Source organism: Caballeronia ptereochthonis (assembly GCF_001545075.1).
GTDB lineage: Bacteria > Pseudomonadota > Gammaproteobacteria > Burkholderiales > Burkholderiaceae > Caballeronia > Caballeronia ptereochthonis.
This window is the reverse complement of record NZ_FCOB02000008.1, coordinates 56,983-83,382: the sequence shown is the minus strand read 5'-3', so window position 1 is coordinate 83,382 and position 26,400 is coordinate 56,983. Positions and strand designations below refer to the sequence as shown.

Here is a 26,400-nt window from a genome sequence, read left to right as displayed (position 1 = left end):
CGCCTTCAATTCCATCATTCGATACCATGACCGACTCTCCCCTGCTCAAGTCTTCTCCTCCGCGCCCGAGCGGCCGCCGCGCAAATCAGCTGCGCGACGTGCGCATCACGCGGAATTACACGAAGCACGCGGAAGGCTCGGTGCTCGTCGAATTCGGCGATACCAAGGTGATCTGCACCGCGAGCATCGCCGAGCGCGTGCCCGAATTCCTGCGCGGGCGCGAGCAAGGCTGGCTCACCGCCGAATACGGCATGCTGCCGCGCGCCACGCATACGCGCAGCGACCGCGAAGCCGCGCGCGGCAAGCAGACGGGCCGCACCCAGGAGATCCAGCGCCTGATCGGCCGCGCGCTGCGCTCGGTGTTCGATCTGAACGTACTCGGCCCGCGCACGCTGCATATCGACTGCGACGTGATCCAGGCCGATGGCGGCACGCGCACGGCGAGCATCACGGGCGCGTTCGTCGCGGCGCACGATGCAGTGGGCAAGCTGCTCGCGGCGGGCAGGATCGCGAAATCGCCGGTGAAGGATTTCGTCGCGGCGATCTCGGTCGGCATCTTCGAAGGCTCGCCGGTGCTCGATCTCGACTACGACGAAGACTCGCAATGCGATACCGACATGAACGTCGTGATGACGGGCGCGGGCGGCTTCGTCGAAGTTCAGGGCACGGCGGAAGGCGCGCCCTTCTCGCGCGAGGAAATGAACGAACTGATCGCGCTCGCCGACAGCGGCATCCGGGCGCTGGTCCTGAAACAGAAGGAAGCGCTGGGGATTCAAGGTGTCTGATTCCACTCGATTGGGCCGCGTCGTCCTCGCATCGAACAACGCGGGCAAGCTGCGCGAATTCGCCTCGCTGCTGGATGCCGCGGGCATCGAACTGGTCGCGCAGGGCGAGCTCGGCGTTCCCGAGGCGCCGGAGCCGCACGCGACCTTCGTCGAGAATGCGCTCGCGAAGGCGCGGCACGCATCGGCGCTCACCGGCCTGCCCGCGCTCGCCGACGATTCCGGCCTGTGCGTGCGCGCGTTGAACGGCGCACCGGGCGTGTATTCGGCGCGCTACGCGTCGATGAACGGCGGCGAAAAGAGCGACGCCGCGAACAACGCGCGCCTCGTCGCCGATCTTGCCGGCGAGACCGACCGCCGCGCGTACTACTTCTGCGTACTCGTGCTCGTGCGGCACGCGGACGATCCCGAGCCGCTCATCGCGGAGGGCCGCTGGCACGGCGAAGTGATCGACGCGCCGCGCGGCGCGCACGGCTTCGGCTACGACCCGCACTTCTTCCTGCCGTCGCTCGACGCGACCGCCGCCGAACTCGATCCTGCGCGCAAGAACGCGCTGAGTCATCGCGCGCTCGCGCTGCGCGACCTGCTGCAACGACTGAAGGAACTTGCGTGAGCGCCGGACCCGAAGGTACCCCAACCCGCATCAATGTCGTGCAGGCTTTCACGTCGCCGGGGAGCATCCGGCTGACGTCGCTGCCGCCGCTCTCGCTGTACGTGCATTTTCCGTGGTGCGTGCGCAAGTGCCCATACTGCGACTTCAACTCGCACGAATGGAAGGACGACACGTTCCCCGAGGAACGCTATCTCGACGCATTGCGCGCCGATCTGGAAAGCGCGCTGCCGCTCGTGTGGGGACGGCAGGTGCATACGATCTTCATCGGCGGCGGCACGCCTTCGCTGCTTTCGGCGCAGGGGCTCGACCGGCTTCTCTCCGATGCACGCGCCCTGCTGCCCATCGACGCCGACGCCGAGATCACGCTCGAAGCCAATCCCGGCACGTTCGAAGCGGCGAAGTTCGCGCAGTTTCGCGCGAGCGGCGTGAACCGCCTGTCGATCGGCATTCAGAGCTTCAACGAAGCTCACCTGAAGGCGCTCGGCCGCATTCATGATGCGACTCAGGCCCGCAAAGCCGTCGAAATCGCGGCGAAACACTTCGACAACTTCAATCTCGATCTGATGTTCGCGCTGCCGCGGCAGTCGCTCGAAGAATGCAGGCAAGACATCGAGACGGCCATCTCGTTCGCGCCGCCACATCTGTCGCTGTATCACCTGACGATGGAGCCGAACACGCTCTTCGCCAAGTATCCGCCCGCCGTGCCGGACGACGATGCCGCCGCCGACATGCAGGACTGGATCCACGAACGCACGCGTGAAGCGGGGTACGACCACTATGAAGTGTCGGCGTATGCGAAGCCGCATCGGCAGAGCAGGCACAACCTGAACTACTGGCGTTTCGGCGATTACCTCGGCATCGGCGCGGGCGCGCACACGAAGCTGTCGTTCCCGTCCAAGATCCTGCGTCAGGCGCGTTTCAAGCATCCCGCGACGTACATGGACCACGCGCTCGCGCCTTCCGAGACCGCGATTCAGGAAGAGCGCGAGGTCGGCCCGCGCGACCTGCCCTTCGAGTTCATGCTGAACACGCTGCGTCTCGTCGAAGGCTTTCCGGTGCACTCGTTCGTCGAGCGCACGGGATTGTCGCTGTCCGCGATCGAGCCCGCGCTCGTCGAGGCGGAGAAGCGCGGCCTCATCACACGCGATATCGAACGCATCGCGCCGACCGAGCTCGGCCAGCGCTTCCTCAACGATCTCCAGGAACTGTTCCTGAAGGACCCGAAAAATTGAGCGCGCCCACGATGGCGCCCGGCTCGGTGATGCGGCATCGCCCGTTCGCGCTTTTCTGGACCGCGCGAGTGATGTCGTCGGTGGCGTTTCAGATGATGTCGGTCGCGATCGGATGGCAGGTCTACTCGATCACGCATAGCGCTTACGCGCTCGGTCTCGTCGGACTCGCGCAGTTCGTGCCGATGTTCGTGCTGACGCTCGTCGTCGGGCACGTCGCGGATCGTTACGACAGGCGCGCGATCGCGTACGTCTGCCAGGCGATCGAAGGCGTCGCCGCGCTCGTGTTGTGCCTCGGCGCGTGGCACGGCTGGCGCGACGTCGCGCCGATCTACGCGATTGCCGCCATCACCGGCGCGGCGCGCGCGTTCGAATCGCCTTCGATGGCCGCGCTCTTGCCCAATCTCGTCGCGCGCCATCAGTTGCAGCACGCAAGCGCGTGGTCGACGTCGGCGAACCAGACCGCGCAGATCCTCGGTCCCGCGATGGGCGGCGTGCTTTACGGCCTGGGCGCGCTCACCGTGTACGGCGCCGTCGCCGTCGCGTTTCTCGTTGCTGCGTGCGCGGTCACCGCGATCCGGATCGACGAGGCCGTGCGCATGCGCGCGCCGCTGTCGTTCGAGGCGCTGTTCTCGGGCATCGGCTTCATTCGCAGCAAGCCGGTGATTCTCGGCGCGTTGTCGCTCGACCTCTTCGCCGTGCTGCTCGGCGGCGCGACCGCGCTCCTGCCCGTCTATGCGCGCGACATTCTCCATACCGGCCCGTGGGGGCTCGGCGTTCTGCGCGCGGCGCCCGCGGCCGGCGCGCTCACCGGGTCGATCTGGCTCGCGCATTTTCCGCTGCGGCAACGCGCGGGCACGGCGCTGTTCGGCGGCGTGATCGCGTTCGGCATCGCGACCATCGTGTTCGGGATCTCGCGCAACATCTATGTATCGCTCGTCGCGCTGGCGGCGCTCGGCGCATCGGATGTGATCAGCGTGGTCGTGCGCATGTCGCTCGTGCAGTTGCAGACGCCCGATGAGATGCGCGGGCGCGTCGGCGCGATCAACTCGCTGTTCATCGGGACATCGAACCAGCTCGGCGAATTCGAATCGGGGATGACGGCGGGATTGTTCGGCGCGGTGCCGGCGGTGCTGATCGGAGGCATCGGCACGATCGCCGTGGCGCTGCTCTGGATGCAGCTTTTCCCCGCGCTCAGGGCGACGAAATCGCTCGAAGGCTGAGCGCGCCTTTCCGCCGATGACTTGCGCTACAATACGCGCCTTGCTGGAGGTGTGGCCGAGCGGTTTAAGGCACCGGTCTTGAAAACCGGCGAAGGAGCGATCCTTCCGTGAGTTCGAATCTCACCGCCTCCGCCACAGGGTAAGAGAAAGCCTCGTAAGTTCAACGACTTACGGGGCTTCGTCGTTTCTGGCCCAGCGACCGGGCTCGAAGCCCGGTTACACGTGACGCGACAGCAAACTTTCGGACAAAACGCCTTTTCCCCGCGCCGTCCGCGACGTATCTTCACTCTGCTTCCTTTCCGCGTTCTTCTCACGCGCGGTGCGGAGGTGTTTGAAGGGCAAGGCTTCAATTTGGGCCTCGCAGCAAGCGAGGCCGTTTTTTTTGGCGAAGGCATCGACCCGATCGCACCTCACGCGAAAATCGATGTGAACAAGGCGGCCGGTTTGTCATCTAACCGCCCTCATCGATAACAACGCGGAGAATCGCCCATGAAGCCAGGCCGCATCATGCCCATCCTCTTCGGCTGTGTCGTCGCCGCGAGCCTGCCGGCACATGCCCAGCCTCAGCCCAACGCTCAGTGGCGCGTCACGGAAACGACGCTCTTCGATCTGATCCAGAACGGCTACGGCATCGCCGCCGTCACGAGCGTCGCCGCGCGCAGCATCGGCCTGCCCGAAGACACCTACATCCTTCAGAAGGCCAACAGCGTGTATCGCTGCGTGGAGACCCGGGCCGCGGAAACGGGCACGGTGCGAACCACGGCGCCGATCCGTTGCGCCGAACTCGTCAAGCCCTATAGCGACTGACCGGGAAAAAGACGACGGCGCCTCTCGCGAAGCGCCGTCCTTCGATCAATTGTCGTCCGATCTGACCGGCGGCCGGACATGCGGAACCGGCTCCGCCTGTGCCGCATCCTGTTTGGGCGTGGTGCGTTTCGATTCGCTCTTCGAAGGCGCCGCGGATGCCGGTTGCTGCTGCCGGGCGGGTGCGCCGGACGGTGAAGGATGGCTCTTGCGTGACATGGCATTCTCCCGAATGGCCAGGGGACATCCCCTCACATTACCTTAGCACCGCCGCGCCGTAGCCGCACTCGCGGCGCGTATCAGCCAACCGGCGCCTCGCCCTCTCCCGACTGCTTGCCCGGCCGATCGTTCGGCCCCTGCTTGCGGTCCTCGTCACCGCGCTCGGGCAGCTTGCTCTTCTCGTTGTCGCTATGTTCGACGGGCTTGTCGCTCTCCGCACGATTTGTCTCGCTCTTCATGGCTCCCTCCTCGATACCTTTCGGATGAAAGAACCCGAGCAAGTCCCGCGCCCGAGCGCGCGCATGCGCACGCTTTCCTCACTTTCGCCCGGCGCACGAACTACCATTGAAGTACCACTCTCTTGCGCACTCGTATCATGTCAGCCCCGCTCTTCCGGTCCGCCATCGGCGCGCTCATCGGCACATGCGCCGCGCTCGCGATGACCGCCTGCACCATCACGCCGCCGCCGGGTGTCGTGGCCGCGCGCGCCGCCGCTGCTCCCCCCGTGTCTGGTCAGACGCTCGACGACTACAAGAAACGCATCGCCCAGCGCATCTTCGAGCGTAATCCGTCGCTCGTGCTCAAGGGCACGCCGCAGGCGATGCTGCGCTCCTTCGTCCTGGTGTCGTTCACGGTGGACCGGGGCGGGCGGCTCGTCGAATCGTCCGTGTATCGCACCAATGGCGACGACGAAGCCGAAGCCACCGCGCTCGCCTCGCTGCGCCGCGCGGCGCCGCTGCCCGCGCCGCCTGCGCGCCTCCTGAACGGCAACGGCCAGCTCGAGCTCTTCGAAGGCTGGATGTTCAACGACAACGGCCAGTTCCAGCTGCAGACCTCGCATTCGCCGCAAGCGGCGACCATCGACTAGTTGGCGCTCGCCGCGCACGATCGTTATAATTTTTCGCACCCCCTGCCGGACCCGCGTCCGGCGCGGCCTTCGCCGCGCGCCCACCCCGCGCGCCGCGCGAAGCGCCTGAGTGCAGCCCGACTGCGCCGCGACCACGCGCGCTACTCGCGCGCGCCGCCCCGGCCCTGGCTCCCCCCAGCCACGCACGCCGCTACCGCCATTCCTACAAAAACCTGACGCGCGCCGGTCGCCCTTCGCCAGGCGAGGCGCGCGACAATGCTTCGCAACAAGCAACACGACGCAACACGACAACGGAGACACCATGTCCTCACCTTCGCTTTCCGCCGCAAAGCCCGGCGACGGATCTCAAAGCGCTTCTCGCGTGATTTTCGCGAGCTTCATCGGCACAGCGATCGAGTTCTACGATTTCTACGTCTATGCGACGGCCGCCGCGCTCGTCATCGGTCCGGTGTTCTTCCCGCACGGCTCGCCCGCCGCGCAGGCGCTGTCCGCGTTCGTCACGTTCGGCATTGCGTTCTTCGCGCGGCCGATCGGCTCGTTCCTGTTCGGCCACTTCGGCGACCGCATCGGCCGCAAGTCGACGCTCGTCGCGTCATTGCTAGTGATGGGCGTCTCGACGACGCTCATCGGCTTCGTGCCCGGCTACGATTCGATCGGGAGTCTCGCGCCGATTCTCCTGTGCGTCCTGCGCTTCGGACAGGGCATCGGCCTGGGCGGCGAATGGGGCGGCGCGGCGCTGCTCGCGACCGAGTACGCGCCCCAGGGCAAGCGCGGCCTGTTCGGCATGTTCCCGCAGCTCGGCCCGTCGATCGGTTTCCTCGCGTCGAACGGCCTCTTTTTCGGACTCGCGCTCTCGCTCTCCGACGAACAGTTCCGCAGCTGGGGCTGGCGCGTGCCGTTCATCGTGAGCGCGGTGCTGGTCGCGCTCGGTCTGTATGTGCGCCTGAAGATCGCGGAGACGCCGGCGTTCCGCGCGGCCGTCGAGCGCCACGAGCGCGTGAAGGTGCCGGTCGCGGCGCTGCTCGGCAGCCATCTCATGCCGACGCTGCTCGGTGCGTTCGCGATGATCGTCTGCTACACGCTCTTCTATATCTCGACGGTGTTCTCGCTCTCGTACGGCGTCGGAACGCTGCACTTCGCGCGCGAGAAGTTCCTCGGCCTGCTCTGCTTCGCCGTGCTGTTCATGGCGATCGCCACGCCGATCTCCGCAATCGCGAGCGACCGCTTCGGGCGCAAGCCGGTGCTCCTGGCCGGCTGCATCCTCGCGGTTCTGTCCGGCTTCACGATGGCCCCGCTCCTCGGCAGCGGCGACACGATCCAGGTCGCCCTCTTCCTGACGATCGAGCTCTTCCTGATGGGCGTCACCTTCGCGCCGATGGGCGCGCTCCTCCCCGAGCTCTTCCCGACCAACGTGCGCTATACGGGCGCGGGCGTCGCGTACAACCTGGGCGGCATTCTGGGTGCGTCGGTCGCGCCGTACATCGCGCAATTGCTCGCCAATCGCGGCGGGCTGACGTGGGTAGGCGGCTATGTGTCGGCGGCGGCCGCGGTGAGCCTCATCGCCGTGCTGTGCATGCGGGAAACGCGCGATATCGCGCTCGAGTAACGATGGCGAAGGGAGGCCGGCGTTCAGCGGTCGCGCCGGTTGCCGACGTGCACCGGCACCGGCCGCCCCTCGATGACGGGCACGCGCGGCGGTGTCTGGCGCTCGGCGCCCTTCGCACGCGCCGCCTTCGCGGCCTTGCGATCCGCCCAGAAACGCGCGAGCCACAGCAGGCTGGCGATGGCGATTCCGTCGGCGACGAGCCCCAGGATCCAGTGCGACGGGTAGCGCCCGAGCCCGAGCACACCCATCGCGCGCAGCGTCGAATCCAGCACGAGCGATACGCACGTGCCCGCGATGAAGCACACGAGCCCTTGCTGCCCGATCGTCACGATGCCCGGCAGCTGGCGCGCAAGCTTGCCGACCCAGCCGGCATAGACCGCGCGCGCGACCACCCACGCAACCGCCGCGAAGCTCATGATGCGCAGGGTCGCGAGGTTCTGCTTCATGTATCCCGGCGGCGCCTGGGTTTCGAGGAACAGCTTGAAGAACGCGAAAGTCAGCGCGATCGCGATCGCACCGGCGGTCAGCCAGCGCGCGAGCCTGCCCGCGTGAAATTCGTCGCTGATCGGCTGCACGCGCGCGAGCACGCCGGTCATGAACATCAGTTGCCAGGCGAACGGATTGAACGACCACGCCTCCCCGTACGTGCCCGGCAGCACACGCAGTAGCGGTACGGCCGCGAGCCACACGAGCAGGCTGCCGAACATCGCGACGACGGGCTTCTTCTGCGCGAGCGGCACGATCACCGGCACGGCGAGCGCGAACACCGAGTACATCGGCAGCACGGAGGACAGATACGGCTGCTGACGCAGCAACGCGATATCGGCGAGCAGGCCGAACGGCCGCGCGAGGAAGTTCAGCCATTCGGTGTACTGGACCATCGGCGTGTCGATCTTCAGCGCCGTCAGCAGCGCGCCACCGATCAGCATCAGGAACGCCGTGAACAGATACGCGCGGTAGATCTCCCAGCTACGCCTGAAAAAACGTCGGCGGGCAGCCGAATCGCTACGGCGAGTCGCAAGCGCCGTATAAGCCGCCGCCGACGCGTAACCGCCGAGAAACACGAACACTTCTGCGGAATCGCAGAACGCGTATTGATGCAGCGTAAAGTGGGACAGCACGCTTCCCGTTATATGGTCCACCGCGATAATCAGCAGCACGATTCCTCGAAAGAAATCGACTTCGAGAGAACGTGTCGTCGGGGAAGTCATTGGCAAATGCTCCACGAACTGCGGTTCGGCGGCGCGGCGAGAAGGGGCCGTGCGCACATACGGGTTTGTACCTGATCCGGAGAGAAAATTCCCTTAATCAACCGGGATTTAAATTAACACTCGACGACGGTCGGCAAGCTGGCGGCAAAATGACTTTTTTGTCCGCTTTCCCGTCGATATGCCGATGCCTATACTCGAAGCGAGTTCGAAGAACAGCCTCGCGGAAACTTCCGCCGCGAACCAGAAAGGAGGCCGCCGTGCAAATTCATCTGCAGAGTTCACATCTCGTCGCGATCATCGCCATTGCGCTTTTGACCGCCCTGCTCCTTGCGGTGAAATTCCGTCCCGCGAGCTGGCGAGGCGTGCTCTTCGAAGCGGTTGTCGCCAACGTCGGCGCGATCCTCGCGGTGCTCGCTTTCGAAGTGCTGACTGCCTGACGGCAATGCCGGCTTCCAACGCCGGACCTTCAAAGAAATTTCAAATCAGTTGAACTTTCCCCATGGCGGGAAGTCGTAGCCTGTAATGCCGCACGTCTGTTCTCCTGAGGCGCGCGGCTCTCTTCTCCTCTCCGCTCCTGCTTATGGCGGGAGCGTTTCTTGGGCGCCCGGCGAAAGCCTCGCGCCTGTTCTTTTTTCCGGGTCCGAAACAGGCCTCGCGTCTTGCCTTCCGGAGCAGGTCGTTATAATCGGCGCTTTGCCGACGGCCTTCGCATGATCCAAGCGCTACGTTCCCTCTCGATCGTCACCGCGCGCCGCACGCGCAGCCTGTGGCGCCGCTACGGCATTTTCTGGCTCGGCGCCATTCTGGTCGGTCTCGTCGCCGTCTACTACGCGCGTCTGATCGACTGGGGCTTTAGCCTCTTTCTCGAAATCGGCAGCGAACGTGCCTGGCTGCCGCTCATCGTCACTCCGGCGACCGCGGCGCTCTGCGTCTTCATCACGCGGCGCTTCTTTCGCGGCTCGGAGGGCAGTGGCATTCCGCAGGTCATCGCCGTGCTGAACAGCCCGACGTCGGCGGCGGGCGGACGCCTGCTCACGCTGCGCATTCTCCTCGCGAAGATCGCCGTCTCCTTCATCGCGATACTCGGCGGGCTCACGATCGGCCGCGAAGGCCCGACCGTGCAGGTCGGCGCAGCGCTCATGTTCAACATGCGGCGCTTCTATCCGCGCTCCAACTCGCTGATCGAGCGGCAGCTCGTGCTCGCGGGCGCGGCGGCGGGCCTGTCGGCCGCGTTCAACACGCCGCTCGCGGGCATCGTGTTCGCCATCGAGGAGCTCACGCGCAGCTTCGAGGTGCGCACGAGCGGCGTGCTCATTACGGGCATCATCATCGCGGGCATCATCGCGCTCGGGCTGAACGGCAACTACACCTACTTCGGCACGATCGACGTCGGCGCGCATTTCCCGAATCTTTTCGCGCTCGCGGTAGTGGTGACCGCTCTCGTCACCGGCATCGCGGGCGGCGTGTTCTGCTGGCTGCTGCTCAACACCAGCAAGTGGATTCCGGCGGGGCTGAGAAAGCTCCATGCGTCGCGGCCGGTCGCGTTCGCGGCGCTGTGCGGGCTGATCATCGCGGTGGTGGGCCTTGTCTCGGGCGGCACGACTTTCGGCAGCGGCTATGCCGAAGCGCGCGGCCTGCTCGAGGGGCGCGAGCATCTTTCGGCGTTCTATCCGCTGCTGAAGATGGTGTCGATGATCGGCTCGTACCTGCCGGGCATTCCGGGTGGCATCTTTGCGCCGTCACTGTCGATCGGCGCGGGCTTCGGCAACGTGCTGCACATGTTCTTTTCGCAGATGCAGTTGCCGATGCTGATCGCGCTCGCGATGGTCGGCTATCTCGCGGCGGTGACGCAATCGCCGATCACCGCGTTCGTCATCGTGATGGAGATGATCAACGGCCACGCGCTCGTGATCTCGCTGATGGCGACCGCGCTGATTTCGAGCCGTGTGTCGCGCCTCTTCGCGCCGCCGTTGTATGAGGCGCTGTCGGAACGCTATATGGCGCCGCTGGAAGAGCCGGCGCCCTCTCCCGAAGTGCCCGACACGGGAGACGCGGCGCCCGCCGAAACAAAGGACGAGGCGCCGCAGAAATAGGCCGTCAGTCCGCGTAGACGTGCGCCGGCCGATAGGCGTAGTGATGCTCGAACACGACGATGCAATCCGCGAGCGCATCGGCCGGCACCAAGGCTACGACGACGCGCATGAGTTTTCCCTGTCGCGCGCCTCCCGTTCACGCCCAGTGCGCCGGCACCCAGCGATACTGCTCGCCGTAGCGGACCCACTCGCCCGGCACCCAGCGATGACCGACGCGTTCGGCTTCCCAGCGGCCGCCCGCCCACACGTAGCGGCCATGTTCCCAGACCCAGTGGCCGGCGTCCCAGACGTAACCGGCGCGTGCCGGCGGAACCGGCTCATAGCGCGGCGCGGGCGGCGCGCTCGGCGCGACGATCACGACTTCGGCGGCGGAGGCGGCCGAGACGGTCATCGCGCCCGCGACGACGAGCGCGGTTTGAGCAACCAGTGAACGGAGGGAAGTTTTCATGATGTACCTCTTCTATCGAGACATTGAACGCGCCCCATGGCGCGGGTCGATGCGACGGCGGCGCACTGCGCCGCCGATACGCATTCAATGCGTGAGACTGCCGGAAAGAGGACACACCGCGGATTACGACTATTCCTAAAGTGCAAGCGAATATTGATGAAAGCAGCGCGTGCATCGAACAAATCGCGCGCGCAAACGATAACGCGCAAAAACAAAAGCCAGGATCCTTCGATCCTGGCTTCGTCTTTTTTCATGCGCGGCATGCGCCCGGGCGAGCCGAACGCCATGCGCGCGCTGGCGCTAGACGTTACGCCTGCGGAATCTCGATCTTCACTTCCAGCACTTCGAGATCGTCCTGACGCTCGAGGCTGACTCGGATGTCGTCATTGGAAATCTTCACGTACTTCGAAATCACCGCAACGAGTTCCCGTTGCAACGCCGGCAGATAATCGGCGGCGGCTTTGCCACCCGCGCGCTCGTGCGCAATGATCAACTGCAAGCGTTCCTTCGCGACCGAAGCGGACTTTCTTTTCTCGCCCAGCAAAAACGAAAGAATCGACATTGCGTCCCCTTACTTGGTGCCGAAGATGCGTTGCAGCAGACCGGGCTTCTGATAATCAGTGAAGCGCAGCGACTTCTGCTCCCCGAGGAAGCGCGACACCACGTCCTTGTACGACTCGGCGACATCCGTGCCGTCGAGATGCACGGCGGGCAGACCCTGGTTCGATGCATGCAGCACCGCTTCCGATTCCGGAATCACGCCGATCAGTTCGATGCGCAGGATTTCCTGGATGTCGTTGAGCGAAAGCATCTCGCCTTCGGAGACGCGCTTGGGGTTGTAGCGCGTGATCAGCAGGTGCTCCTTGACCGGCTCCTTGCCTTCGATCGCGCGCTTGGTCTTCGACGAAAGGATGCCGAGGATGCGGTCCGAGTCGCGCACCGACGACACTTCCGGATTCGTCACGATGAGCGCTTCGTCGGCGAAGTGCATCGCCATCAGCGCGCCGGACTCGATACCCGCCGGCGAATCGCAGACGATGTACTCGAAGTCCATCTTGATCAGTTCGTTGATGACCTTCTCCACGCCTTCGAGCGTGAGCGCGTCCTTGTCGCGCGTCTGCGACGCCGGCAGGATGTAGAGGTTCTCGCACTTCTTGTCCTTGATGAGCGCCTGGTGCAGGTTGGCTTCGCCCTGAATGACGTTGATCAGGTCGTACACCACGCGGCGTTCGCAACCCATGATGAGGTCGAGATTGCGCAGACCGACGTCGAAGTCGATCACGGCGGTCTTGTGGCCACGCAACCCGAGCGCCGATGCGAAGCTCGCGCTGGTGGTCGTCTTGCCGACGCCGCCCTTCCCCGAAGTCACCACAATGATTTTTGCCATACAAGTACCTTGTGTTCGTCAAATAGGTCCGCTCGCGTTGCCATGAGCGCGCGCCAGGGGCATCGGGCGCGCGGCTTTCAGGTCAGCCGCAGCGGTTCGATCATGAGTTTTTCTTCGTCCAGCCAGATCTGCACCGGTTTGCTCAGCACGTCGGCAGGCAGCGGGTTCTCGGTGGTCCGGTAGATTCCCGCGATGGAGATCAGTTCCGGCTCGAGACAGGTGCAGAAGATCCGCGCATCCAGATTGCCGTGCACGCCTGCCAGCGCGCGGCCGCGCAACGGCGCATAGATATGGATATTGCCTTCCGCGATGACCTCGGCGCCGAACGACACGAGCCCGAGCACGATCAGATCGCCCTTCGCGTAGACCTGCTGGCCCGAGCGCAGCGGCCGGTCGATGATGGTCGCGGGCTGCGGCAGCGCGGCCGGCGGCGGCGTGTTGGCGACGGCCGCCTCGATCACCGCGGCGGCTTCGGTGTTCGGCTTCGCTTCGTCGACCGAAGGCTTGGGCGCGCCGCGACGGTCGCGCGCTTCGAGAATCGGCAGGCCGCCTTCGTTCGCCCATTGAATCGCCCACGACTGCGCGGGCAAGGCGACGACGCCGACCGGGCGCATGCGAACGCTCTTCAGCAGCTTCTCGAGCTCCGCGAGCGACACGCGCTCGCCTTCGCCGCCTTTCGCGGAACTGGCGGAATCAGCAAGACGGCGCACGTCGATGGCGACGACATCGCCCGCGAAGAATTCGGGAGTCGCTTCGAAGCGCCGCGTGAGTTCGGTGCGCAGGGCATCGAGGTCGGGAGTCTTGACGACGAAGAGAAGCGTGTCGACGGAGCCGCTGCGCAGTTCGAAAAAGGGCGTTTTGTTGAGCGACATAGGAACGGCCAAAAATTTTGCGTATTTTACAGGCGTTGTCGCACGCGGCCATATTTTTTAGGACCGATTCGGCTAACGAAAACGAGAAATGCGCGCGACAGGCACGCGTGCAGCGAGGACGGGACGCGCTTATGCTTCGCGCGCGGAATGCATGTGACGCACGTAGAGCGACTCGGCTTCTTCCTCGTGAGACGGCATCGCGCGGCGATCGCCCGTGGGACCGAAACCGAGGCGCTCGTAGAAGCGCATCGCGGTGCGGTTTTCATCGGCGATCCACGCGTGCACCTCGGCGGCGCCGTGCTCCACGAGCCATTGCGACGCGACCTTCACGAGCAGTTCGCCGCCGCGCAGATGGCGCACCGCGGGCGCGACCCACAGCGCGCTCACGAAGGCGCGCGCGTTCGGCGCATCTTCGATGTAGGCGTGCACGAGACCGCAGGGATGACCTTCCGTGTACAGCAGAAACGTCGCGAGCTTTTCCGAGCTCGCGTGCCGCGCCGCGGTCTCGTCGAAATACGATGGCTCGACCAGAAGCGCATCTTCCAGCGTTTCGCCAAATGCGTACGGCGCTTCGCGCAGCGACGCCGTGCGAAGCTCGCGCAAGACCGAACCTTGTTGCGCGGCGATGCGGCTGACGGTCAATGAGGGACTCATGCGGGCTATTTCTCTCTGACTTTCAGGCTCCATGCGCGTGCGGCTCTTGCGGCCGGTCCGGCATTTCGGGCCATTGGCATAGCTTCAACCGAACGGGCGAACCCGTCAATTCCTAAATCCCGGAAAGTGCTTTACAGCGCACACGGGGTTGCGTAGCCGTCCTCACGGCGTGGGGTCATCACGGCGCGGCTCATGGCGCCGGATAGGCTCCCGTGCCGTCCGGCCACGGCGTGAGCACTTCGAAGCCGTTCTCCGTGACGGCGACCATGTGCTCCCACTGCGCGGAGAGCGAGCGGTCCTTGGTCGTCACCGTCCAGCCGTCGCGCGACTGCTGCGTGGCAGCACGGCCCGCGTTGATCATCGGCTCGATCGTGAAGACGAGACCCGGCTTCAGGCGCAGGCCCGCGCCGCGCTGCCCGTAGTGCAGAACTTGCGGGTCTTCGTGATACACGCGGCCGATGCCGTGGCCGCAGTACTCGCGCACCACGGAGAAGCCCTCGCGATGCGCGACGCCCTGGATCGCGAAGCCCACGTCGCCGAGCGTCGCGCCCGGACGCACCTCGCGCATGCCGGCGAGCATCGCCTCGTAGGTCGTCTCGGTGAGCCGGCGGGCTTCCGCGCTCGGCGTGCCGGCGTAATACATGCGGCTCGTGTCGCCGTAGTAGCCGTCCTTGATGATCGCGACGTCGATATTGATGATGTCGCCGTCTTTCAGTTCTTTCGGGCCGGGAATGCCGTGACACACGACGTGATTCACCGAGGTGCATACCGTCTTCGGGAAGCCCATGTAGCCGACGTTGGCGGGAATGGCCTTCAGTTCCTGGACGATGAAGCGGTTGCAGATGGCGTCGAGTTCGTCGGTGGTGACGCCCGGGCGGACGTGTTCGGCGATCATCGCGAGGACTTCGGCGGCCATGCGGCCGGAGATGCGCAACTTTTCGATGTCGGCGGGTGTCTTGAGCGTGATGGCCATTGAGCAATGCAGATCGGTTCGTGCCGCCTGCGCGCGCGGCTTTCCGCCGTGTTTCAGGCGAGCGGCGCACGAGGACAATGGGGCCGATGATAGCATTCCCGCGCAGCCCGGCCTTTGCGGGGGCCGTCCGGGCGCTGCGCTCGCGGGGGTCTTGCGCGCGGGTTCCGCATGCCCCGCGCGCCGCTTCCGGCCTTGTGATGCGGGCGCGTTTGTGCTTTAGTGGCCCGAATTCAGACTTGCCGGAGCGTTATGATCTTGCATCGATTTGCCTTGGTTTCCGCCGTCCTGTCGGGCGTCGCCGTTCTTGCCGCCTGCAGCTCGACGAGCAGCCCCGAGCTGCGCGCGTCGAGGCCCGTGATTCACGTTTCGTCGGCGCGCGCCGCGTCGGATATCTCCAGTTGCCTGCAACGCATGATTCCCTCGGCGCAAGCGACGCGCGATCAAGGGTCGACGGAGTTGATGGTCGGCTCGAACGCGTGGCTCGTGACGCTGACGCCTTCGTCGTATGGATCGATCGTGAAAGTGCAGCAGTCGTCGAGTGACGATGGCGGAGTTCCGGAGCCGGAGCTGCGCTTCGATATCGCACGGTGTACGACTTGAGGCAAACGCGGCGCTTCATCGTCGGAGCGGAGCGTCGGATTGCACGGCCCCAAAAGCAAAACCCCGCAAGTCTTTGCGACTTGCGGGGTTTCTGTGTCTTGGCGGAGAGGGTGGGATTCGAACCCACGGTACGGGAAAACCGTACGCCTGATTTCGAGTCAGGTACATTCGACCACTCTGCCACCTCTCCGTCTACCCTTTCGGGTCTTCGTGAACCGGTCGTTGCTCAGCGAAGAACGAAAGTATATCGAAGTCTTTTGAGCTTTCCAAGCCCCTTTTTGCAAATACGCATCAGCCCGCCGCGGGCGCCTCGATCCGCTCCTGACCACGCATGTAGGGACGCAATACGGCCGGAATCGTCACCGAGCCGTCCGCGTTCTGGAAGTTCTCCAAGACTGCGACGAGCGTGCGCCCCACCGCCAGCCCCGAGCCATTCAGCGTGTGCACGAACTCCGGCTTGCCCTGCGCATTGCGGAAGCGCGCCTGCATGCGCCGCGCCTGGAAGCCTTCCGTGTTCGAGCAGCTCGAAATCTCGCGATACGTGTTCTGCGCCGGCAGCCACACTTCGAGATCGAACGTCTTGGCCGCGGAGAAGCCCATGTCGCCCGTGCAGAGCGTAATCACGCGATACGGCAGCTCCAGCTTCTGCAGGATCGTCTCCGCCTGGCCGACCATCTCGTCGAGCGCGGCGTACGAATGCTCCGGCGATACGATCTGCACCATCTCGACCTTGTCGAACTGATGCTGGCGAATCAGGCCGCGCGTATCGCGCCCGTATGAGCCCGCCTCCGAGCGGAAGCACGGCGAATGCGCCGTGAGCTTCACCGGCAACGCGCTCGCTTCGAGAATGCTGTCGCGCACCGTGTTGGTGAGCGAGATCTCCGACGTCGAGATGAGGTACTGCGTCACCTTGTTCTCGTCACCGCCCTTCTCGACGCGGAACATGTCGTCGGCGAACTTGGGCAACTGGCCCGTGCCGTAGAGGATCTCCGGATTCACGATGTACGGCGTGTACGCCTCCGTATAGCCGTGCTGCTCCGTATGCGTGTCGAGCATGAACTGCGCGAGCGCGCGATGCAGCCGTGCGATCGGCCCGCGCAGGACCGTGAAGCGCGCGCCCGAGAGCTTCGCTCCCGTCTCGAAGTCGAGGCCGAGCGGCGCGCCGACATCGACGTGATCCTTGATCTCGAAGTCGAACTCGCGCGGCTTGCCCCAGCGCCGCACCTCGACGTTCTGCGTCTCGTCGTCGCCGACCGGCACGCTCTCGTGCGGCAGATTCGGCACCGTCAGCATGAGATCGGAGAGGCGCTTCTGGATGTCGTCCAGCTTCGCCGCGGATTCCTTCATGGTGTCGCCGATGCCGCTCACTTCCGCCATCACCGCCGACGTGTCCTCGCCGCGCCCCTTCATCGCGCCGATCTGTTTCGACAGGCTGTTGCGGCGCGCCTGCAGTTCTTCGGTGCGGGTCTGGATCTCGCGGCGCTCGGCTTCGAGCGCGGCGAATGCGGCGACGTCGAGCGTATAGCCCCGATCGGCGAGGCGCTTCGCGACGCCGTCCAGGTCTTTGCGGAGGAGTTGGATGTCGAGCATGGCGGGGGCTGCTGTATGGAGTATTCGGAAACGACGATTCTAGCGCACGGTCATCGCGTGCCGGGCGCGAGCGGCGGATAGCATGGAGAAAAGCACGGGATGCGGCTCAGCGTTTCTCTCAGCGCTTCTTTTCGTCGCGATGCTCGCGCCGCCAGGCTTCGTCGAGCTCGGCCAGACGCGCGAGCTTTTCGCCGATCTTGCCTTCGAGCCCCCGCGGCGTCGGCTGATACCAGTACGGATCGCGCATGCCGTCGGGCAGATAGGTTTCGCCGGCGGCATAGGCGTCGGGTTCGTCGTGCGCGTAGCGGTATTCGTGGCCGTAGCCGAGTTCCTTCATCAGCTTGGTCGGCGCGTTGCGCAGATGCACCGGCACGCCGCGCGACTGGTCCTTGCTGACGAAGCGCCGCGCCTCGTTGTACGCGTTGTAGCCGGCGTTCGACTTCGGCGCGACGGCCAGGTAAATCAGCGCCTGCGCGAGCGCCAGTTCGCCCTCGGGCGTGCCGAGCCGCTCGTAGGTTTCGGCCGCATCGAGGGCGATGCGCGCGCCGCGCGGATCGGCGAGGCCGATATCCTCCCACGCCATGCGCACGATGCGCCGCGCGAGATAGCGGGGATCGGCGCCGCCGTCGAGCATGCGGCAGAACCAGTAAAGCGTGGCGTCCGGATTGCTGCCGCGCACCGATTTGTGCAGCGCACTGATCTGGTCGTAGAACGCGTCGCCGCCCTTGTCGAAGCGGCGCAGATTCTCCGCGAGCGCGCTGCCGAGCAGCGCGCCGTCCACTTCGGTCTGCTTTTGCTGCGCCGCCGCGCGCGCGACGATCTCGAGATTGTTCAGAAGCTTGCGGCCGTCGCCGTCGGCGGAGCCGATCAGCGCGTCGCGCGCCTCGTCGGTGAACGTGAGTCCGCCGAGTTCCTTCGTGGCGCGCTCGAGCAGCTCCTTCAGCTCGTCCGCGTCGAGGCTTTTCAGCACGTACACCGCCGCGCGCGACAGGAGCGCGCTATTCACCTCGAACGACGGATTTTCGGTCGTCGCGCCGACGAACACGAACAGGCCGGACTCCACATGAGGCAAGAACGCATCCTGCTGGCTCTTGTTGAAGCGATGCACCTCGTCGACGAACACGAGCGTCTGATGCCCGTTGGCGCGATGAATCTGCGCGGTCTCCACCGCCTCGCGGATATCCTTGACGCCGGAGAGCACCGCCGAGAGCGAGATGAACTGGGCGTGGAACGCATCGGCCATGAGGCGCGCGAGCGTGGTCTTGCCGACGCCGGGCGGACCCCAGAGAATCATCGAATGCGCCTCGCCCGATTCGAACGCGACGCGCAGCGGTTTGCTCGGCCCGAGCAGATGCTTCTGGCCGATCACGTCGTCGATGGTGCGGGGGCGCAGGCGCTCCGCGAGTGGAACGGTGCCACGGTTTTCTTCGAACATGTGCTGTGCGATGCAGGTTGACGCGGTTGGGTGGATCGCGGCGATAATCTCGCGCTTCTCAGGGGACGCGGCGCGGCCGCAAAATCGGATCATTATGACAGCCTGACGGCGGACGGCTTCGCACGAAGCGGGCCACGCGCTTCTCCGACAATGCTTTGACAATATAAGGACGCAATCCGATGGGGCAAGAGCACACGACACCCGGCGCCGGACCGGGCGAAACTTCGACCTACGCGCCCCTCACGCCGGTGGCGCCCGAGCGGCGCGCCTTCGGCACGAGCGATGCGTTCGCGCTGTGGTTTTCGCTCGGGATCGGCCTTCTGGTCGCGCAGGCGGGCGCGCTGCTCGTGCCGGGATTGTCGCTTCCGCACGCGCTCGCGGCGATCGTCATCGGCACGGCGATCGGCGTCGTGCTGCTCGCGCTGGCGGGCGTCGTCGGCACGGATACGGGGCTCGCGGCGATGTCCTCGCTCAGGCCGACGCTCGGCGTGCGCGGCGCGTCGGTGCCGGCGGTGCTCAACGCGATCCAGCTGGTCGGCTGGGGCTCGTTCGAGATCATCGTGATGCGCGATTCCGCCGACGCGCTCGCGAAGCAATCCTTCCATCTCTCGATGCCGCTCGTCTGGACGCTCATCTTCGGCGCGCTCGCGACGCTGCTCGCGATAAGCGGCCCGCTCTCCTTCGTGCGGCGCTTCCTTCGGACCTGGGGCATCTGGCTGCTGCTCGGCGGCGCGGGCTGGCTCACGTGGAATCTGCTTTCGCAGCACGATCTCGGCGCGCTCCTCTCGCGCCCCGGCACGGGCGAGATGGCGTTCGGCGCGGGCATCGATCTGGTCGTCGCGATGCCGCTTTCGTGGCTGCCGCTCATCGCCGATTACACGCGCTTCGGCAAGAGCGCCGGCGGCGCGTTTCGCGGCACGCTGCTGGGCTACGGCATCGCGAATCTGTGGTTCTATGCGCTGGGCGCGGTGTACGGGCTCGCCGCAGGCGGCGGCGATGCGCTGCTGACCGTCGCGCTCGCGCAGGCGGGCGGCGGCATCGCGCTCTTTCTGATTCTCATCGACGAAATCGACAACGCCTTCGCCGATATCCACTCCGCGGCCGTATCGACGGGCACGTTCTGGGCGCGCGCCGGCGTGCCGATGCTTTCGTGCGCGTTCGGCGCGCTGTGCACGCTGGTCGCGCTCGTCGTCGAGATGGGCAAGTACCAGAACTTCCTGCTGCTGATCGGCTCGGTGTTCGCGCCGCTCTTCGGCGTCGTGCTGGCGGATCACTTCATCGTGAGAAAGCGCCGCATCGACGCCGACGCGCTCGGGTCCATCGACGGACGCTACGGCTTTTCGGGCGGCTGGCACGTGAGCGCGTTCGTCGCGTGGGGCATCGGGATTGCCGCGTATCACGCGATCAATCAATGGCTGCCGAATCTCGGCGCGACGCTGCCCGCGCTCGCGCTCGGCGCGGTGTGCTATCTGCTGCTCGTATCGGGAAGGCGTCGCGCTTACGCGTGATGTTCATGCGGGAAAGCCGCCGAGCGGCGGCTTTCCCGCATCAGCGCGCGGCACGCCGCTCGCTCACTTCGCCGCGCGATACTCGACGCCCGGCAGCACGCACAGCAGCTCGAACGCGAGGTTCGCGCCGAGCAGCGCGGTCGTGCCGAACGGGTCATAGGGCGGCGCGACCTCCACCAGATCCGCGCCGACGATGTTGAGCCCGCGCGCGCCACGCACGATTTCCAGCGCCTGCGGCACGGTCAGCCCGGCGATTTCCGGCGTGCCCGTGCCCGGCGCGAACGCGGGATCGATGCCGTCGATATCGAAGGTGATGTAGACCGGGCCGTCACCCATCTGCGCGCGCACTTCCTCCATCAGCGGCGCGAGCGACTTGTTCCAGCATTCCTCCGTCTGCACGACGCGAAAGCCCTGCTCGCGGCACCAGTCGAAATCGCCGGCCTCGTAGCCCGTGCCGCGCAGGCCGATCTGCACCACGCGCGAGCAGTCGAGCAAGCCCTCTTCCGCCGCGCGGCGAAACGGCGTGCCGTGTGCGATCTTCTCGCCGAACATGGTGTCGTTGACGTCCGCGTGCGCGTCGATGTGGATCAGCCCGACCTTCCCGTGCTTCGCGTGAATCGCACGCAGGATCGGCAGCGCGATGGTGTGATCGCCGCCGAGCGTGAGCGGCTTGCAGTCGTGCTTCAGGATCTCGCGATACGCGCGCTCGATGCGGTCGATCGAATCGAGCAGGTTGTACGGGTTGATCGCAACATCGCCGATATCGGCGACGCGCAGCGAATCGAAGGGCGCCGCGCGCGTCGCCATGTTGTACGGACGCAGCAGCACGGACTCGCTGCGCACCTGGCGCGGGCCGAAACGCGCGCCGGTGCGGTTGGACGTGCCCAGATCGAACGGCACGCCGACGAAGCATGCATCCAGCCCCTCGGCGGACTGGACGTGCGGCAGGCGCATCATCGTCGTGATGCCGCCGCAGCGCGGCATCTGGTTGCCGGAGAGCGGCTGCGGGCGCTCGGCGCGATGTTCTAGAAAGTGCGAGTCGAAGTGCTCGGCGGGAGCGAAGAGCGAGGACGTATTCATGACGTTAGATGATTCCGGTTGTCTGGCAAGTCGGCTGGCTCGCCTCATCCCGGAATTAATAGCCGCTTTTTTCCGAAGTTAAAATGGAGAGGAAATTAACTTCACATCGATATTCATCGATGTAATGGCGGCACGCCCATGTTCACCCATCTCTCCGATCTCGATCTGCGGCTCATCCGCGTGTTTCTCGCCATCGTCGATGCGGGCGGCGTGTCGTCGGCGCAGGCAACGCTCAACGTCGGGCAATCGACCATCAGCACCCAGCTCGCGACGCTCGAAACGCGGCTCGGCTACCGCCTCTGCGAGCGCGGGCGAGGCGGCTTCGCGCTGACCTCGCGCGGCGAGCAGTTCGTCGACGCGTGCCGGACGCTGCTCGCCGCCATCGACACCTTCGATTCGACCGCGCGCAACGTCGGCAAGAAGCTCGTCGGCACGCTCACGCTCGGGATGATCGGCAATACGCCCGTCAGCGCGAACGCGCGCGTCAGTCAGGCGATCGCGCGTTTCCGGCAGCGCGACGAATCGGTGCGCTTCGCGGTGCTCGTGCGCTCGCCGGGTGAGCTCGAGGAGATGCTGCTGTCGGAGCGCATCCAGATGGCGATCGGGTATTTCTGGCATCGCGTGCCGTCGCTCGATTACACGGAGATTTTCGCGGAAGATCAGCTCGCCTATTGCGGGCGCGATCATCCGCTTTTCGCGCGCGCGGGGCGCATCCGCGTGGCCGACGCCTTCGAGCATGAGTGGGCGTGGCGCAGCTATCCGCTGCCCGAAGCAGGCGCGCTCACGCCGCGCAATATCGGCGCGGTCGCGGACAACATGGAGGCCGTCGCGATGCTCGTCCTGTCGGGCCGGCATCTGGGCTATCTGCCCGAGCATTTCGCCGCGCCCTACGTGAAGGAAGGACTGCTCGCACCGCTGAATCCGAAGGCGATGCGCTATCGCGTCGCGTTTCAGATGGTCACGCGCACGGAACGAGCGAGCGGCCTGCGCGGAGCGAAACGTGAGATCGTCGAAGCGTTCATCGAGGACATGCAGGCCGCGCATGCGTGACGCCAGGCGTTGCCGCGGGCGATTGAGCTCGCGTATTTAACGGCCTCGAAGCAACAAAATAAGCACTACAAATGCTTCGAGGCTGATAGCACATATTTTTACAGTTCTGCTATCAAAATCGTATTGCAGGAGCAATATGACTCCTCCTAATATCAACTCGCGCGCATCTCAAAAATAAGACGCAACGACTCGTCCGAGCGGCGCGATGCGCGCTTCCGCCGTATCGGGTGCAAACCCGCCAGGAGGCGGGCCAGCTTCTTTTCAATGGGGGAAAAGATGAATAAAACGAACCTGAGAGATGCAACACTGGCTGGACGAATCATGCTGGCGAGCGCGACTGTTTGTTGCTCCCTCGCGGCCGAGGCAACCGCCGCGACCGGAGGCGTCATTACCTTCACCGGCGCGCTGGTGGCGCCTTCGTTTGACGTTTCGGTCGGATCCGCGCCGGGATCGCACGCTCCCTTTGCGGCGCAGACGCAGATCACGGACACGCGCGGACGAACGACCTACGTTACGTTCGTCCCTGAGCCGAACAATCCGCCCAACGCCGAGGTTTCCCTGTCGGTCGCGGGCCATGCAACCGGCGCGGATGCGCTCGCCGCCGACTTCACGGACGGCAAGGGGCATATCGTCAGGCCGGACGCCCGCGGGACATATCATGTCGGCGCGCTGGGCGGCACACTGTCGATGCGCGCAAACGACGATGCCCCGGCGTCCCCCAAGCAGGTGACGCTCATGACGAACTATCGTTGAACGATATGCGGCCCGCGCGGGGCCGCGCAATGGAGCCTCAACCGTTGATCACGTCCGCGCCCTTCGGCACGGTGAACTTGAACGTATCGCTCTTGATCGGCGGGTTCTTCTGAATGTTCGAGAACGTGAGCAGCGTGACGTTGCCGAACACGTCGTGCAGCTCCATCGCCTGCAGGTTGCCGTCCTTGAAGCCGATGCCGACCGTTTCGAACTGCGTGTCCTTCGCCTTCGGCGTGAGTTCCAGCCAGTCGATGCCGCCCTTCTCGCCCGCATCGCGCAGGTTGAAGTTCTTCTGCAGGTCGTTGCTGCCGAAGAGAATCGCCGCCGGGCTCGCGCCGAGCGCGCCGCCGAGACTGCGCACGGTGACCTGGTTCAGGTCCTTGTCGTAGACGTAGAGCTTGTCGCCGTCGGCTTGCAGGATCTGCGAGTACGGCTTCTCATACGACCAGATGAACTTGCCCGGCCGCGCGAACATGAACGTGCCGCTGGAGGTCGTGCCCTTGGTCGGCATCGGGTTCGAAGTCGCGCCGTTGTTCGCCTTGCCCGGCGCCTTGACTTCCTGTTGCGTGAAGTCGCCGCGCGCCGCGCGGACCTGCGACACGAACGCCTTCAACTGCTCCGTGCCGCTCGCGAAGGCGTGCGATGCGAAGAGCATGGACGCCGACAGGAGCGCGGCGCTCAACGCCTTGATGGAACGATTCCCCGTTTGCTGCTTCATGCTTTTGTTCTCCCTTCGTGATGCCGACGACGCGCTCATTCCGCGTCGCGCGCCGGCGCGAGGATCTCGCGGTTGCCGTTCGACGACATCGCCGAGACGAGTCCCGAGTTCTCCATCTGTTCCAGCAGGCGCGCCGCGCGGTTATAGCCGATGCGCAAGTGCCGCTGCACGAGCGAAATCGACGCGCGCCGGTTCTTGATGACGACCTCGACCGCCTGGTCGTACAGAGGATCGGACTCGCCGTCGGCGCCGCCGGTTCCGCCCGCGCCCGCCGAGCCTTCGTCGCCCTCGCCCGCCAGGCCGCCTTCGAGAATGCCCTCGATATAGTTCGGCTCGCCGTGCTCCTTCAGCTTTTCGACGACGCGATGCACTTCCTCGTCCGACACGAAGGCGCCGTGCACGCGCACCGGCAGGCCGGTGCCCGGCGGCAGATAGAGCATGTCGCCCATGCCGAGCAGCGACTCGGCGCCCTGCTGATCGAGAATGGTGCGCGAATCGATCTTCGACGATACCTGGAACGCGATGCGCGTCGGCACGTTCGCCTTGATGAGGCCGGTGATGACGTCGACCGACGGACGCTGCGTCGCGAGAATCAGATGGATGCCCGCCGCGCGCGCCTTCTGCGCGATGCGCGCGATCAGCTCTTCGACCTTCTTGCCGACGACCATCATCAGGTCGGCGAGCTCATCGATCACGACGACGATGTTCGGCAGGCGCGTGAGCGGCTCGGGTTCGTCGGGCGTGAGGCTGAACGGGTTGGGAATCTTTTCGTCGCGCTTCTTCGCTTCCTCGATCTTCGTGTTGAAGCTCGCGAGGTTGCGCACGCCCATCTTGCTCATCAGCTTGTAGCGCCGCTCCATCTCGGCGACCGCCCAGTTGAGCGCATGCCCCGCCTGCCGCATGTCGGTGACGACCGGGCACAACAGATGAGGAATGCCTTCATAGACGCTCATTTCGAGCATCTTCGGATCGATGAGGATGAGGCGCACCTGATCCGCGCTCGCCTTGTACAGGAGCGAGAGAATCATTGCGTTGATGCCGACCGACTTGCCCGAACCCGTCGTGCCGGCGACCAGCAGGTGCGGCATCTTGGCGAGATCGGCGCAGACCGGATTGCCGCCGATGTCCTTGCCCAGGCCCATCGTCAGCGACGAGGCCGCCGCCGCGTAGACCTCCGAGCCGAGGATTTCGGAGAGCTTGACCGTCTGGCGGCGCTGGTTCGGCAACTCGAGCGCCATGTAGTTCTTGCCCGGAATCGTCTCGACGACGCGAATCGACACGAGCGACAGCGAGCGCGCCAGATCCTTGGCGAGACTTACGATCTGGCTGCCCTTCACGCCCGTCGCCGGCTCGATTTCATAGCGCGTGACGACCGGCCCCGGATACGCCGCGATCACGCTCACCTCGACGCCGAAGTCCTTCAGCTTCTTCTCGATGAGACGCGACGTATATTCCAGCGTATCGGCGGCGATGGTTTCCTGCGTCTTCGGCGGCTGATCGAGCAGCGCGAGCGGCGGCAAGGTGGAATCGCCCGGCAGATCCTTGAAGAGCGGCACCTGCTTTTCCTTCTCGGCGCGCTCGGAGCGCGCGGGCGTCGCCACCGCGGGCACGATCATGACCGGCTCGTGATCCTCGCTCTTCTCGCGCGAGCGCACGACCTTGCCTTCGCGCTTCGAAGCGGCCGCTTCGCCAAGCTTGCGGTCGCGTCCCGCCTCGCGGCGCAGTTGCGCGCCGGTGATCGCATTGAGGATGCCGTCGCCGACCTTCTCGCACACGGAAAGCCACGAGAAGCGGAAATAGAGCGAGAGGCCAATCGCGAGCGCGATCAGCAGAAACAGCGTGGCGCCGGTGAAACCGAGCGCGTGCGAAACCTGCCGCGCGACGATATCGCCGACGACGCCGCCCGGCGCACGCGGCAACTGCACCTTGAGCGACCACATGCGCAGCGCCTCGATGCCGTCGCTCGCGAGCAACACGAGCACGAACGCGAACGCCTCGGCAAGCCAGGTGCGATCGCGCGAAGCGTCTTCGTCGACGACCGGCGGTTGCGTGATACGCCGGTAATTCGCGACGATGCGCCGCGCGAGCAGCACGATCAGCCAGTACGAGGACAGCCCGAAGACGAGCAGCAGGATATCGGACGTGTACGCGCCGACGCGCCCCGCCCAGTTCGCGATGTGATCGACGCTCACCGCGTGGGTCCAGCTCGGATCCTTGCGGCTGTATGAAAGCAGCGCCATCACGAGAAACAATCCGAGCGCGACCTGGAGAATCCAGCGAATCTCGGTGAAGAGCCGCGACATGCGGTGCGGCAATGCCTGCGGGCTCGCGGAATAAGTAGCTTTGGCCATTGATTCGGTGTCGCTTGTCGCGGCCGTCCCTCAAGGAAACGGCCGCATAGAACGGTGACCTATTGTAAACGCTGCATTGCGGTGAACGGCGCAAAAACGGGCGTGTTCTTGCAACCTGTAACACTCGTCACGCGCCCGTCATGCGGCCGTTCCTCGCCGTTTCGCCTATCAAACCGATTGAAAGGTTCACTCGGAAGGCTTTTCCCGCGGCCTTTATAATCCTCTCTTCGCACCTAACTAGGGTTCATCGGGAGCACCCGGCGCAGGCCTCGGCCACGAGCCGCACGGCTGGCGTCGATGTTGCTGCGTTGCAGGCAATCGACCAGGCGCCGC

Annotated in this window: 26 protein-coding genes and 2 tRNA genes; 14 read left to right on the top strand and 14 right to left on the bottom strand. The window is 65.2% G+C overall.

The features are described from left to right. Positions 1-26 precede the first annotated feature (26 nt). The 6 genes from rph to AWB83_RS10345 all read left to right on the top strand — a co-directional run bounded on the left by rph (position 27) and on the right by AWB83_RS10345 (position 4,654). Positions 27-785: a ribonuclease PH gene (gene rph, locus AWB83_RS10375; protein WP_087044931.1), complete on the top strand. Its 759-nt coding sequence runs from the start codon at positions 27-29 to the stop codon at positions 783-785. Then, a complete protein-coding gene (gene rdgB, locus AWB83_RS10370) occupies positions 778-1,395 on the top strand; it encodes an RdgB/HAM1 family non-canonical purine NTP pyrophosphatase (RefSeq protein WP_087044929.1) in 618 nt (205 codons plus the stop codon). The genes rph and rdgB overlap by 8 nt, the downstream gene beginning before the upstream one ends. Then, positions 1,392-2,627 (top strand): radical SAM family heme chaperone HemW, encoded by a 1,236-nt coding sequence (gene hemW / locus AWB83_RS10365; protein WP_087044927.1) that lies wholly within the window; start codon positions 1,392-1,394, stop codon positions 2,625-2,627. The genes rdgB and hemW overlap by 4 nt, the downstream gene beginning before the upstream one ends. 11 nt (positions 2,628-2,638) lie before the next feature. Further along, on the top strand, positions 2,639-3,847 hold the full coding sequence (locus AWB83_RS10360) for an MFS transporter (protein ID WP_208636740.1): 1,209 nt from the start codon (positions 2,639-2,641) through the stop codon (positions 3,845-3,847). Positions 3,848-3,892: 45 nt separating this feature from the next. Further along, positions 3,893-3,982: transfer RNA gene (locus tag AWB83_RS10355), tRNA-Ser, on the top strand. A gap of 354 nt (positions 3,983-4,336) precedes the next feature. Next, on the top strand, positions 4,337-4,654 hold the full coding sequence (locus AWB83_RS10345; RefSeq protein ID WP_087044920.1) for a hypothetical protein: 318 nt from the start codon (positions 4,337-4,339) through the stop codon (positions 4,652-4,654). A gap of 296 nt (positions 4,655-4,950) precedes the next feature. On the opposite strand, the gene AWB83_RS36760 is transcribed toward AWB83_RS10345, so the two are convergent. Then, positions 4,951-5,109, bottom strand: a complete 159-nt coding sequence (locus AWB83_RS36760; RefSeq protein WP_167389095.1) for a hypothetical protein — start codon at positions 5,107-5,109, stop codon at positions 4,951-4,953. Between the two features lie 137 nt (positions 5,110-5,246). Between AWB83_RS36760 and AWB83_RS10340 the strand changes: the two genes are divergently transcribed. Both AWB83_RS10340 and AWB83_RS10335 read left to right on the top strand, forming a co-directional pair. Further along, the gene (locus AWB83_RS10340; RefSeq protein WP_087044918.1) at positions 5,247-5,738 is read left to right on the top strand and encodes a TonB family protein; all 492 of its coding nucleotides are present in this window, start codon (positions 5,247-5,249) and stop codon (positions 5,736-5,738) included. Positions 5,739-6,039: 301 nt separating this feature from the next. Continuing rightward, entirely contained in the window at positions 6,040-7,344 is a 1,305-nt protein-coding gene (locus AWB83_RS10335) for an MFS transporter (protein ID WP_087044916.1), read from the top strand. Between the two features lie 23 nt (positions 7,345-7,367). Here AWB83_RS10335 and opgC read toward each other — a convergent pair whose 3' ends face one another. After that, positions 7,368-8,555 carry an OpgC domain-containing protein gene (gene opgC / locus AWB83_RS10330; protein ID WP_087044914.1) on the bottom strand — a complete coding sequence of 396 codons (1,188 nt, stop codon included), beginning with the start codon at positions 8,553-8,555 and terminating at the stop codon, positions 7,368-7,370. A gap of 257 nt (positions 8,556-8,812) precedes the next feature. On the opposite strand from opgC, the gene AWB83_RS10325 reads away from it, so the two are divergent. Next, positions 8,813-8,992: a hypothetical protein gene (locus tag AWB83_RS10325; protein ID WP_087044912.1), complete on the top strand. Its 180-nt coding sequence runs from the start codon at positions 8,813-8,815 to the stop codon at positions 8,990-8,992. Positions 8,993-9,265: 273 nt separating this feature from the next. Beyond that, complete coding sequence (locus tag AWB83_RS10320) at positions 9,266-10,648, top strand: chloride channel protein (RefSeq protein WP_087044910.1); 1,383 nt, start codon at positions 9,266-9,268, stop codon at positions 10,646-10,648. 136 nt (positions 10,649-10,784) lie between these two features. Here AWB83_RS10320 and AWB83_RS10315 read toward each other — a convergent pair whose 3' ends face one another. The 6 genes from AWB83_RS10315 to map form a co-directional block, all read right to left on the bottom strand. Continuing rightward, the gene (locus AWB83_RS10315; protein ID WP_087044908.1) at positions 10,785-11,096 is read right to left on the bottom strand and encodes a YXWGXW repeat-containing protein; all 312 of its coding nucleotides are present in this window, start codon (positions 11,094-11,096) and stop codon (positions 10,785-10,787) included. A gap of 307 nt (positions 11,097-11,403) precedes the next feature. Continuing rightward, positions 11,404-11,658: a cell division topological specificity factor MinE gene (gene minE, locus AWB83_RS10310; RefSeq protein ID WP_087044906.1), complete on the bottom strand. Its 255-nt coding sequence runs from the start codon at positions 11,656-11,658 to the stop codon at positions 11,404-11,406. Positions 11,659-11,667: 9 nt separating this feature from the next. After that, a complete protein-coding gene (minD, locus tag AWB83_RS10305) occupies positions 11,668-12,483 on the bottom strand; it encodes a septum site-determining protein MinD (protein ID WP_087044903.1) in 816 nt (271 codons plus the stop codon). A gap of 77 nt (positions 12,484-12,560) precedes the next feature. Next, positions 12,561-13,355, bottom strand: a complete 795-nt coding sequence (gene minC, locus AWB83_RS10300; protein WP_087044901.1) for a septum site-determining protein MinC — start codon at positions 13,353-13,355, stop codon at positions 12,561-12,563. Between the two features lie 129 nt (positions 13,356-13,484). Continuing rightward, positions 13,485-14,009, bottom strand: coding sequence for a GNAT family N-acetyltransferase (locus AWB83_RS10295; RefSeq protein ID WP_087044899.1), 525 nt, complete (start codon positions 14,007-14,009; stop codon positions 13,485-13,487). A gap of 190 nt (positions 14,010-14,199) precedes the next feature. Beyond that, complete coding sequence (map, locus tag AWB83_RS10290; protein ID WP_087044897.1) at positions 14,200-14,982, bottom strand: type I methionyl aminopeptidase; 783 nt, start codon at positions 14,980-14,982, stop codon at positions 14,200-14,202. 270 nt (positions 14,983-15,252) lie between these two features. Here map and AWB83_RS10285 point away from each other — a divergent pair, with 270 nt between their 5' ends. After that, complete coding sequence (locus AWB83_RS10285; RefSeq protein ID WP_244197660.1) at positions 15,253-15,582, top strand: hypothetical protein; 330 nt, start codon at positions 15,253-15,255, stop codon at positions 15,580-15,582. A gap of 99 nt (positions 15,583-15,681) precedes the next feature. Here AWB83_RS10285 and AWB83_RS10280 read toward each other — a convergent pair. The 3 genes from AWB83_RS10280 to AWB83_RS10270 all read right to left on the bottom strand — a co-directional run bounded on the left by AWB83_RS10280 (position 15,682) and on the right by AWB83_RS10270 (position 18,607). After that, positions 15,682-15,772: transfer RNA gene (locus tag AWB83_RS10280), tRNA-Ser, on the bottom strand. Positions 15,773-15,873: 101 nt separating this feature from the next. Next, a complete protein-coding gene (gene serS, locus AWB83_RS10275) occupies positions 15,874-17,172 on the bottom strand; it encodes a serine--tRNA ligase (RefSeq protein ID WP_087044893.1) in 1,299 nt (432 codons plus the stop codon). 118 nt (positions 17,173-17,290) lie between these two features. Beyond that, positions 17,291-18,607 (bottom strand): replication-associated recombination protein A, encoded by a 1,317-nt coding sequence (locus AWB83_RS10270; protein WP_087044891.1) that lies wholly within the window; start codon positions 18,605-18,607, stop codon positions 17,291-17,293. Between the two features lie 179 nt (positions 18,608-18,786). Between AWB83_RS10270 and cytX the strand changes: the two genes are divergently transcribed. Further along, the gene (gene cytX, locus AWB83_RS10265) at positions 18,787-20,115 is read left to right on the top strand and encodes a putative hydroxymethylpyrimidine transporter CytX (protein ID WP_087044889.1); all 1,329 of its coding nucleotides are present in this window, start codon (positions 18,787-18,789) and stop codon (positions 20,113-20,115) included. Positions 20,116-20,178: 63 nt separating this feature from the next. Here cytX and speB read toward each other — a convergent pair whose 3' ends face one another. Beyond that, on the bottom strand, positions 20,179-21,195 hold the full coding sequence (gene speB, locus AWB83_RS10260) for an agmatinase (protein WP_087044887.1): 1,017 nt from the start codon (positions 21,193-21,195) through the stop codon (positions 20,179-20,181). Between the two features lie 138 nt (positions 21,196-21,333). On the opposite strand from speB, the gene AWB83_RS10255 reads away from it, so the two are divergent. Then, positions 21,334-22,245: a LysR family transcriptional regulator gene (locus AWB83_RS10255; protein WP_087044885.1), complete on the top strand. Its 912-nt coding sequence runs from the start codon at positions 21,334-21,336 to the stop codon at positions 22,243-22,245. A gap of 321 nt (positions 22,246-22,566) precedes the next feature. Then, entirely contained in the window at positions 22,567-22,998 is a 432-nt protein-coding gene (locus AWB83_RS10250) for a hypothetical protein (RefSeq protein WP_244197659.1), read from the top strand. 37 nt (positions 22,999-23,035) lie between these two features. Here AWB83_RS10250 and lolA read toward each other — a convergent pair whose 3' ends face one another. After that, positions 23,036-23,716 (bottom strand): outer membrane lipoprotein chaperone LolA, encoded by a 681-nt coding sequence (gene lolA / locus AWB83_RS10245; protein ID WP_087044881.1) that lies wholly within the window; start codon positions 23,714-23,716, stop codon positions 23,036-23,038. 35 nt (positions 23,717-23,751) lie between these two features. After that, complete coding sequence (locus AWB83_RS10240; RefSeq protein WP_087044879.1) at positions 23,752-26,067, bottom strand: DNA translocase FtsK; 2,316 nt, start codon at positions 26,065-26,067, stop codon at positions 23,752-23,754. Positions 26,068-26,400: the final 333 nt, after the last annotated feature.

Bases quoted from the DNA above. Each gene is read 5' to 3' on its own strand.
- rph (WP_087044931.1), top strand. From the start codon at position 27: ATGACCGACTCTCCCCTGCTCAAGTCTTCTCCTCCGCGCCCGAGCGGC.
- AWB83_RS10360 (WP_208636740.1), top strand. From the start codon at position 2,639: ATGGCGCCCGGCTCGGTGATGCGGCATCGCCCGTTCGCGCTTTTCTGG.
- AWB83_RS10345 (WP_087044920.1), top strand. From the start codon at position 4,337: ATGAAGCCAGGCCGCATCATGCCCATCCTCTTCGGCTGTGTCGTCGCC.
- AWB83_RS36760 (WP_167389095.1), bottom strand. From the start codon at position 5,109: ATGAAGAGCGAGACAAATCGTGCGGAGAGCGACAAGCCCGTCGAACAT.
- AWB83_RS10340 (WP_087044918.1), top strand. From the start codon at position 5,247: ATGTCAGCCCCGCTCTTCCGGTCCGCCATCGGCGCGCTCATCGGCACA.
- AWB83_RS10335 (WP_087044916.1), top strand. From the start codon at position 6,040: ATGTCCTCACCTTCGCTTTCCGCCGCAAAGCCCGGCGACGGATCTCAA.
- opgC (WP_087044914.1), bottom strand. From the start codon at position 8,555: ATGACTTCCCCGACGACACGTTCTCTCGAAGTCGATTTCTTTCGAGGA.
- AWB83_RS10320 (WP_087044910.1), top strand. From the start codon at position 9,266: ATGATCCAAGCGCTACGTTCCCTCTCGATCGTCACCGCGCGCCGCACG.
- AWB83_RS10315 (WP_087044908.1), bottom strand. From the start codon at position 11,096: ATGAAAACTTCCCTCCGTTCACTGGTTGCTCAAACCGCGCTCGTCGTC.
- minE (WP_087044906.1), bottom strand. From the start codon at position 11,658: ATGTCGATTCTTTCGTTTTTGCTGGGCGAGAAAAGAAAGTCCGCTTCG.
- minD (WP_087044903.1), bottom strand. From the start codon at position 12,483: ATGGCAAAAATCATTGTGGTGACTTCGGGGAAGGGCGGCGTCGGCAAG.
- minC (WP_087044901.1), bottom strand. From the start codon at position 13,355: ATGTCGCTCAACAAAACGCCCTTTTTCGAACTGCGCAGCGGCTCCGTC.
- AWB83_RS10295 (WP_087044899.1), bottom strand. From the start codon at position 14,009: ATGAGTCCCTCATTGACCGTCAGCCGCATCGCCGCGCAACAAGGTTCG.
- map (WP_087044897.1), bottom strand. From the start codon at position 14,982: ATGGCCATCACGCTCAAGACACCCGCCGACATCGAAAAGTTGCGCATC.
- serS (WP_087044893.1), bottom strand. From the start codon at position 17,172: ATGCTCGACATCCAACTCCTCCGCAAAGACCTGGACGGCGTCGCGAAG.
- AWB83_RS10270 (WP_087044891.1), bottom strand. From the start codon at position 18,607: ATGTTCGAAGAAAACCGTGGCACCGTTCCACTCGCGGAGCGCCTGCGC.
- cytX (WP_087044889.1), top strand. From the start codon at position 18,787: ATGGGGCAAGAGCACACGACACCCGGCGCCGGACCGGGCGAAACTTCG.
- speB (WP_087044887.1), bottom strand. From the start codon at position 21,195: ATGAATACGTCCTCGCTCTTCGCTCCCGCCGAGCACTTCGACTCGCAC.
- AWB83_RS10255 (WP_087044885.1), top strand. From the start codon at position 21,334: ATGTTCACCCATCTCTCCGATCTCGATCTGCGGCTCATCCGCGTGTTT.
- AWB83_RS10250 (WP_244197659.1), top strand. From the start codon at position 22,567: ATGCTGGCGAGCGCGACTGTTTGTTGCTCCCTCGCGGCCGAGGCAACC.
- lolA (WP_087044881.1), bottom strand. From the start codon at position 23,716: ATGAAGCAGCAAACGGGGAATCGTTCCATCAAGGCGTTGAGCGCCGCG.
- AWB83_RS10240 (WP_087044879.1), bottom strand. From the start codon at position 26,067: ATGGCCAAAGCTACTTATTCCGCGAGCCCGCAGGCATTGCCGCACCGC.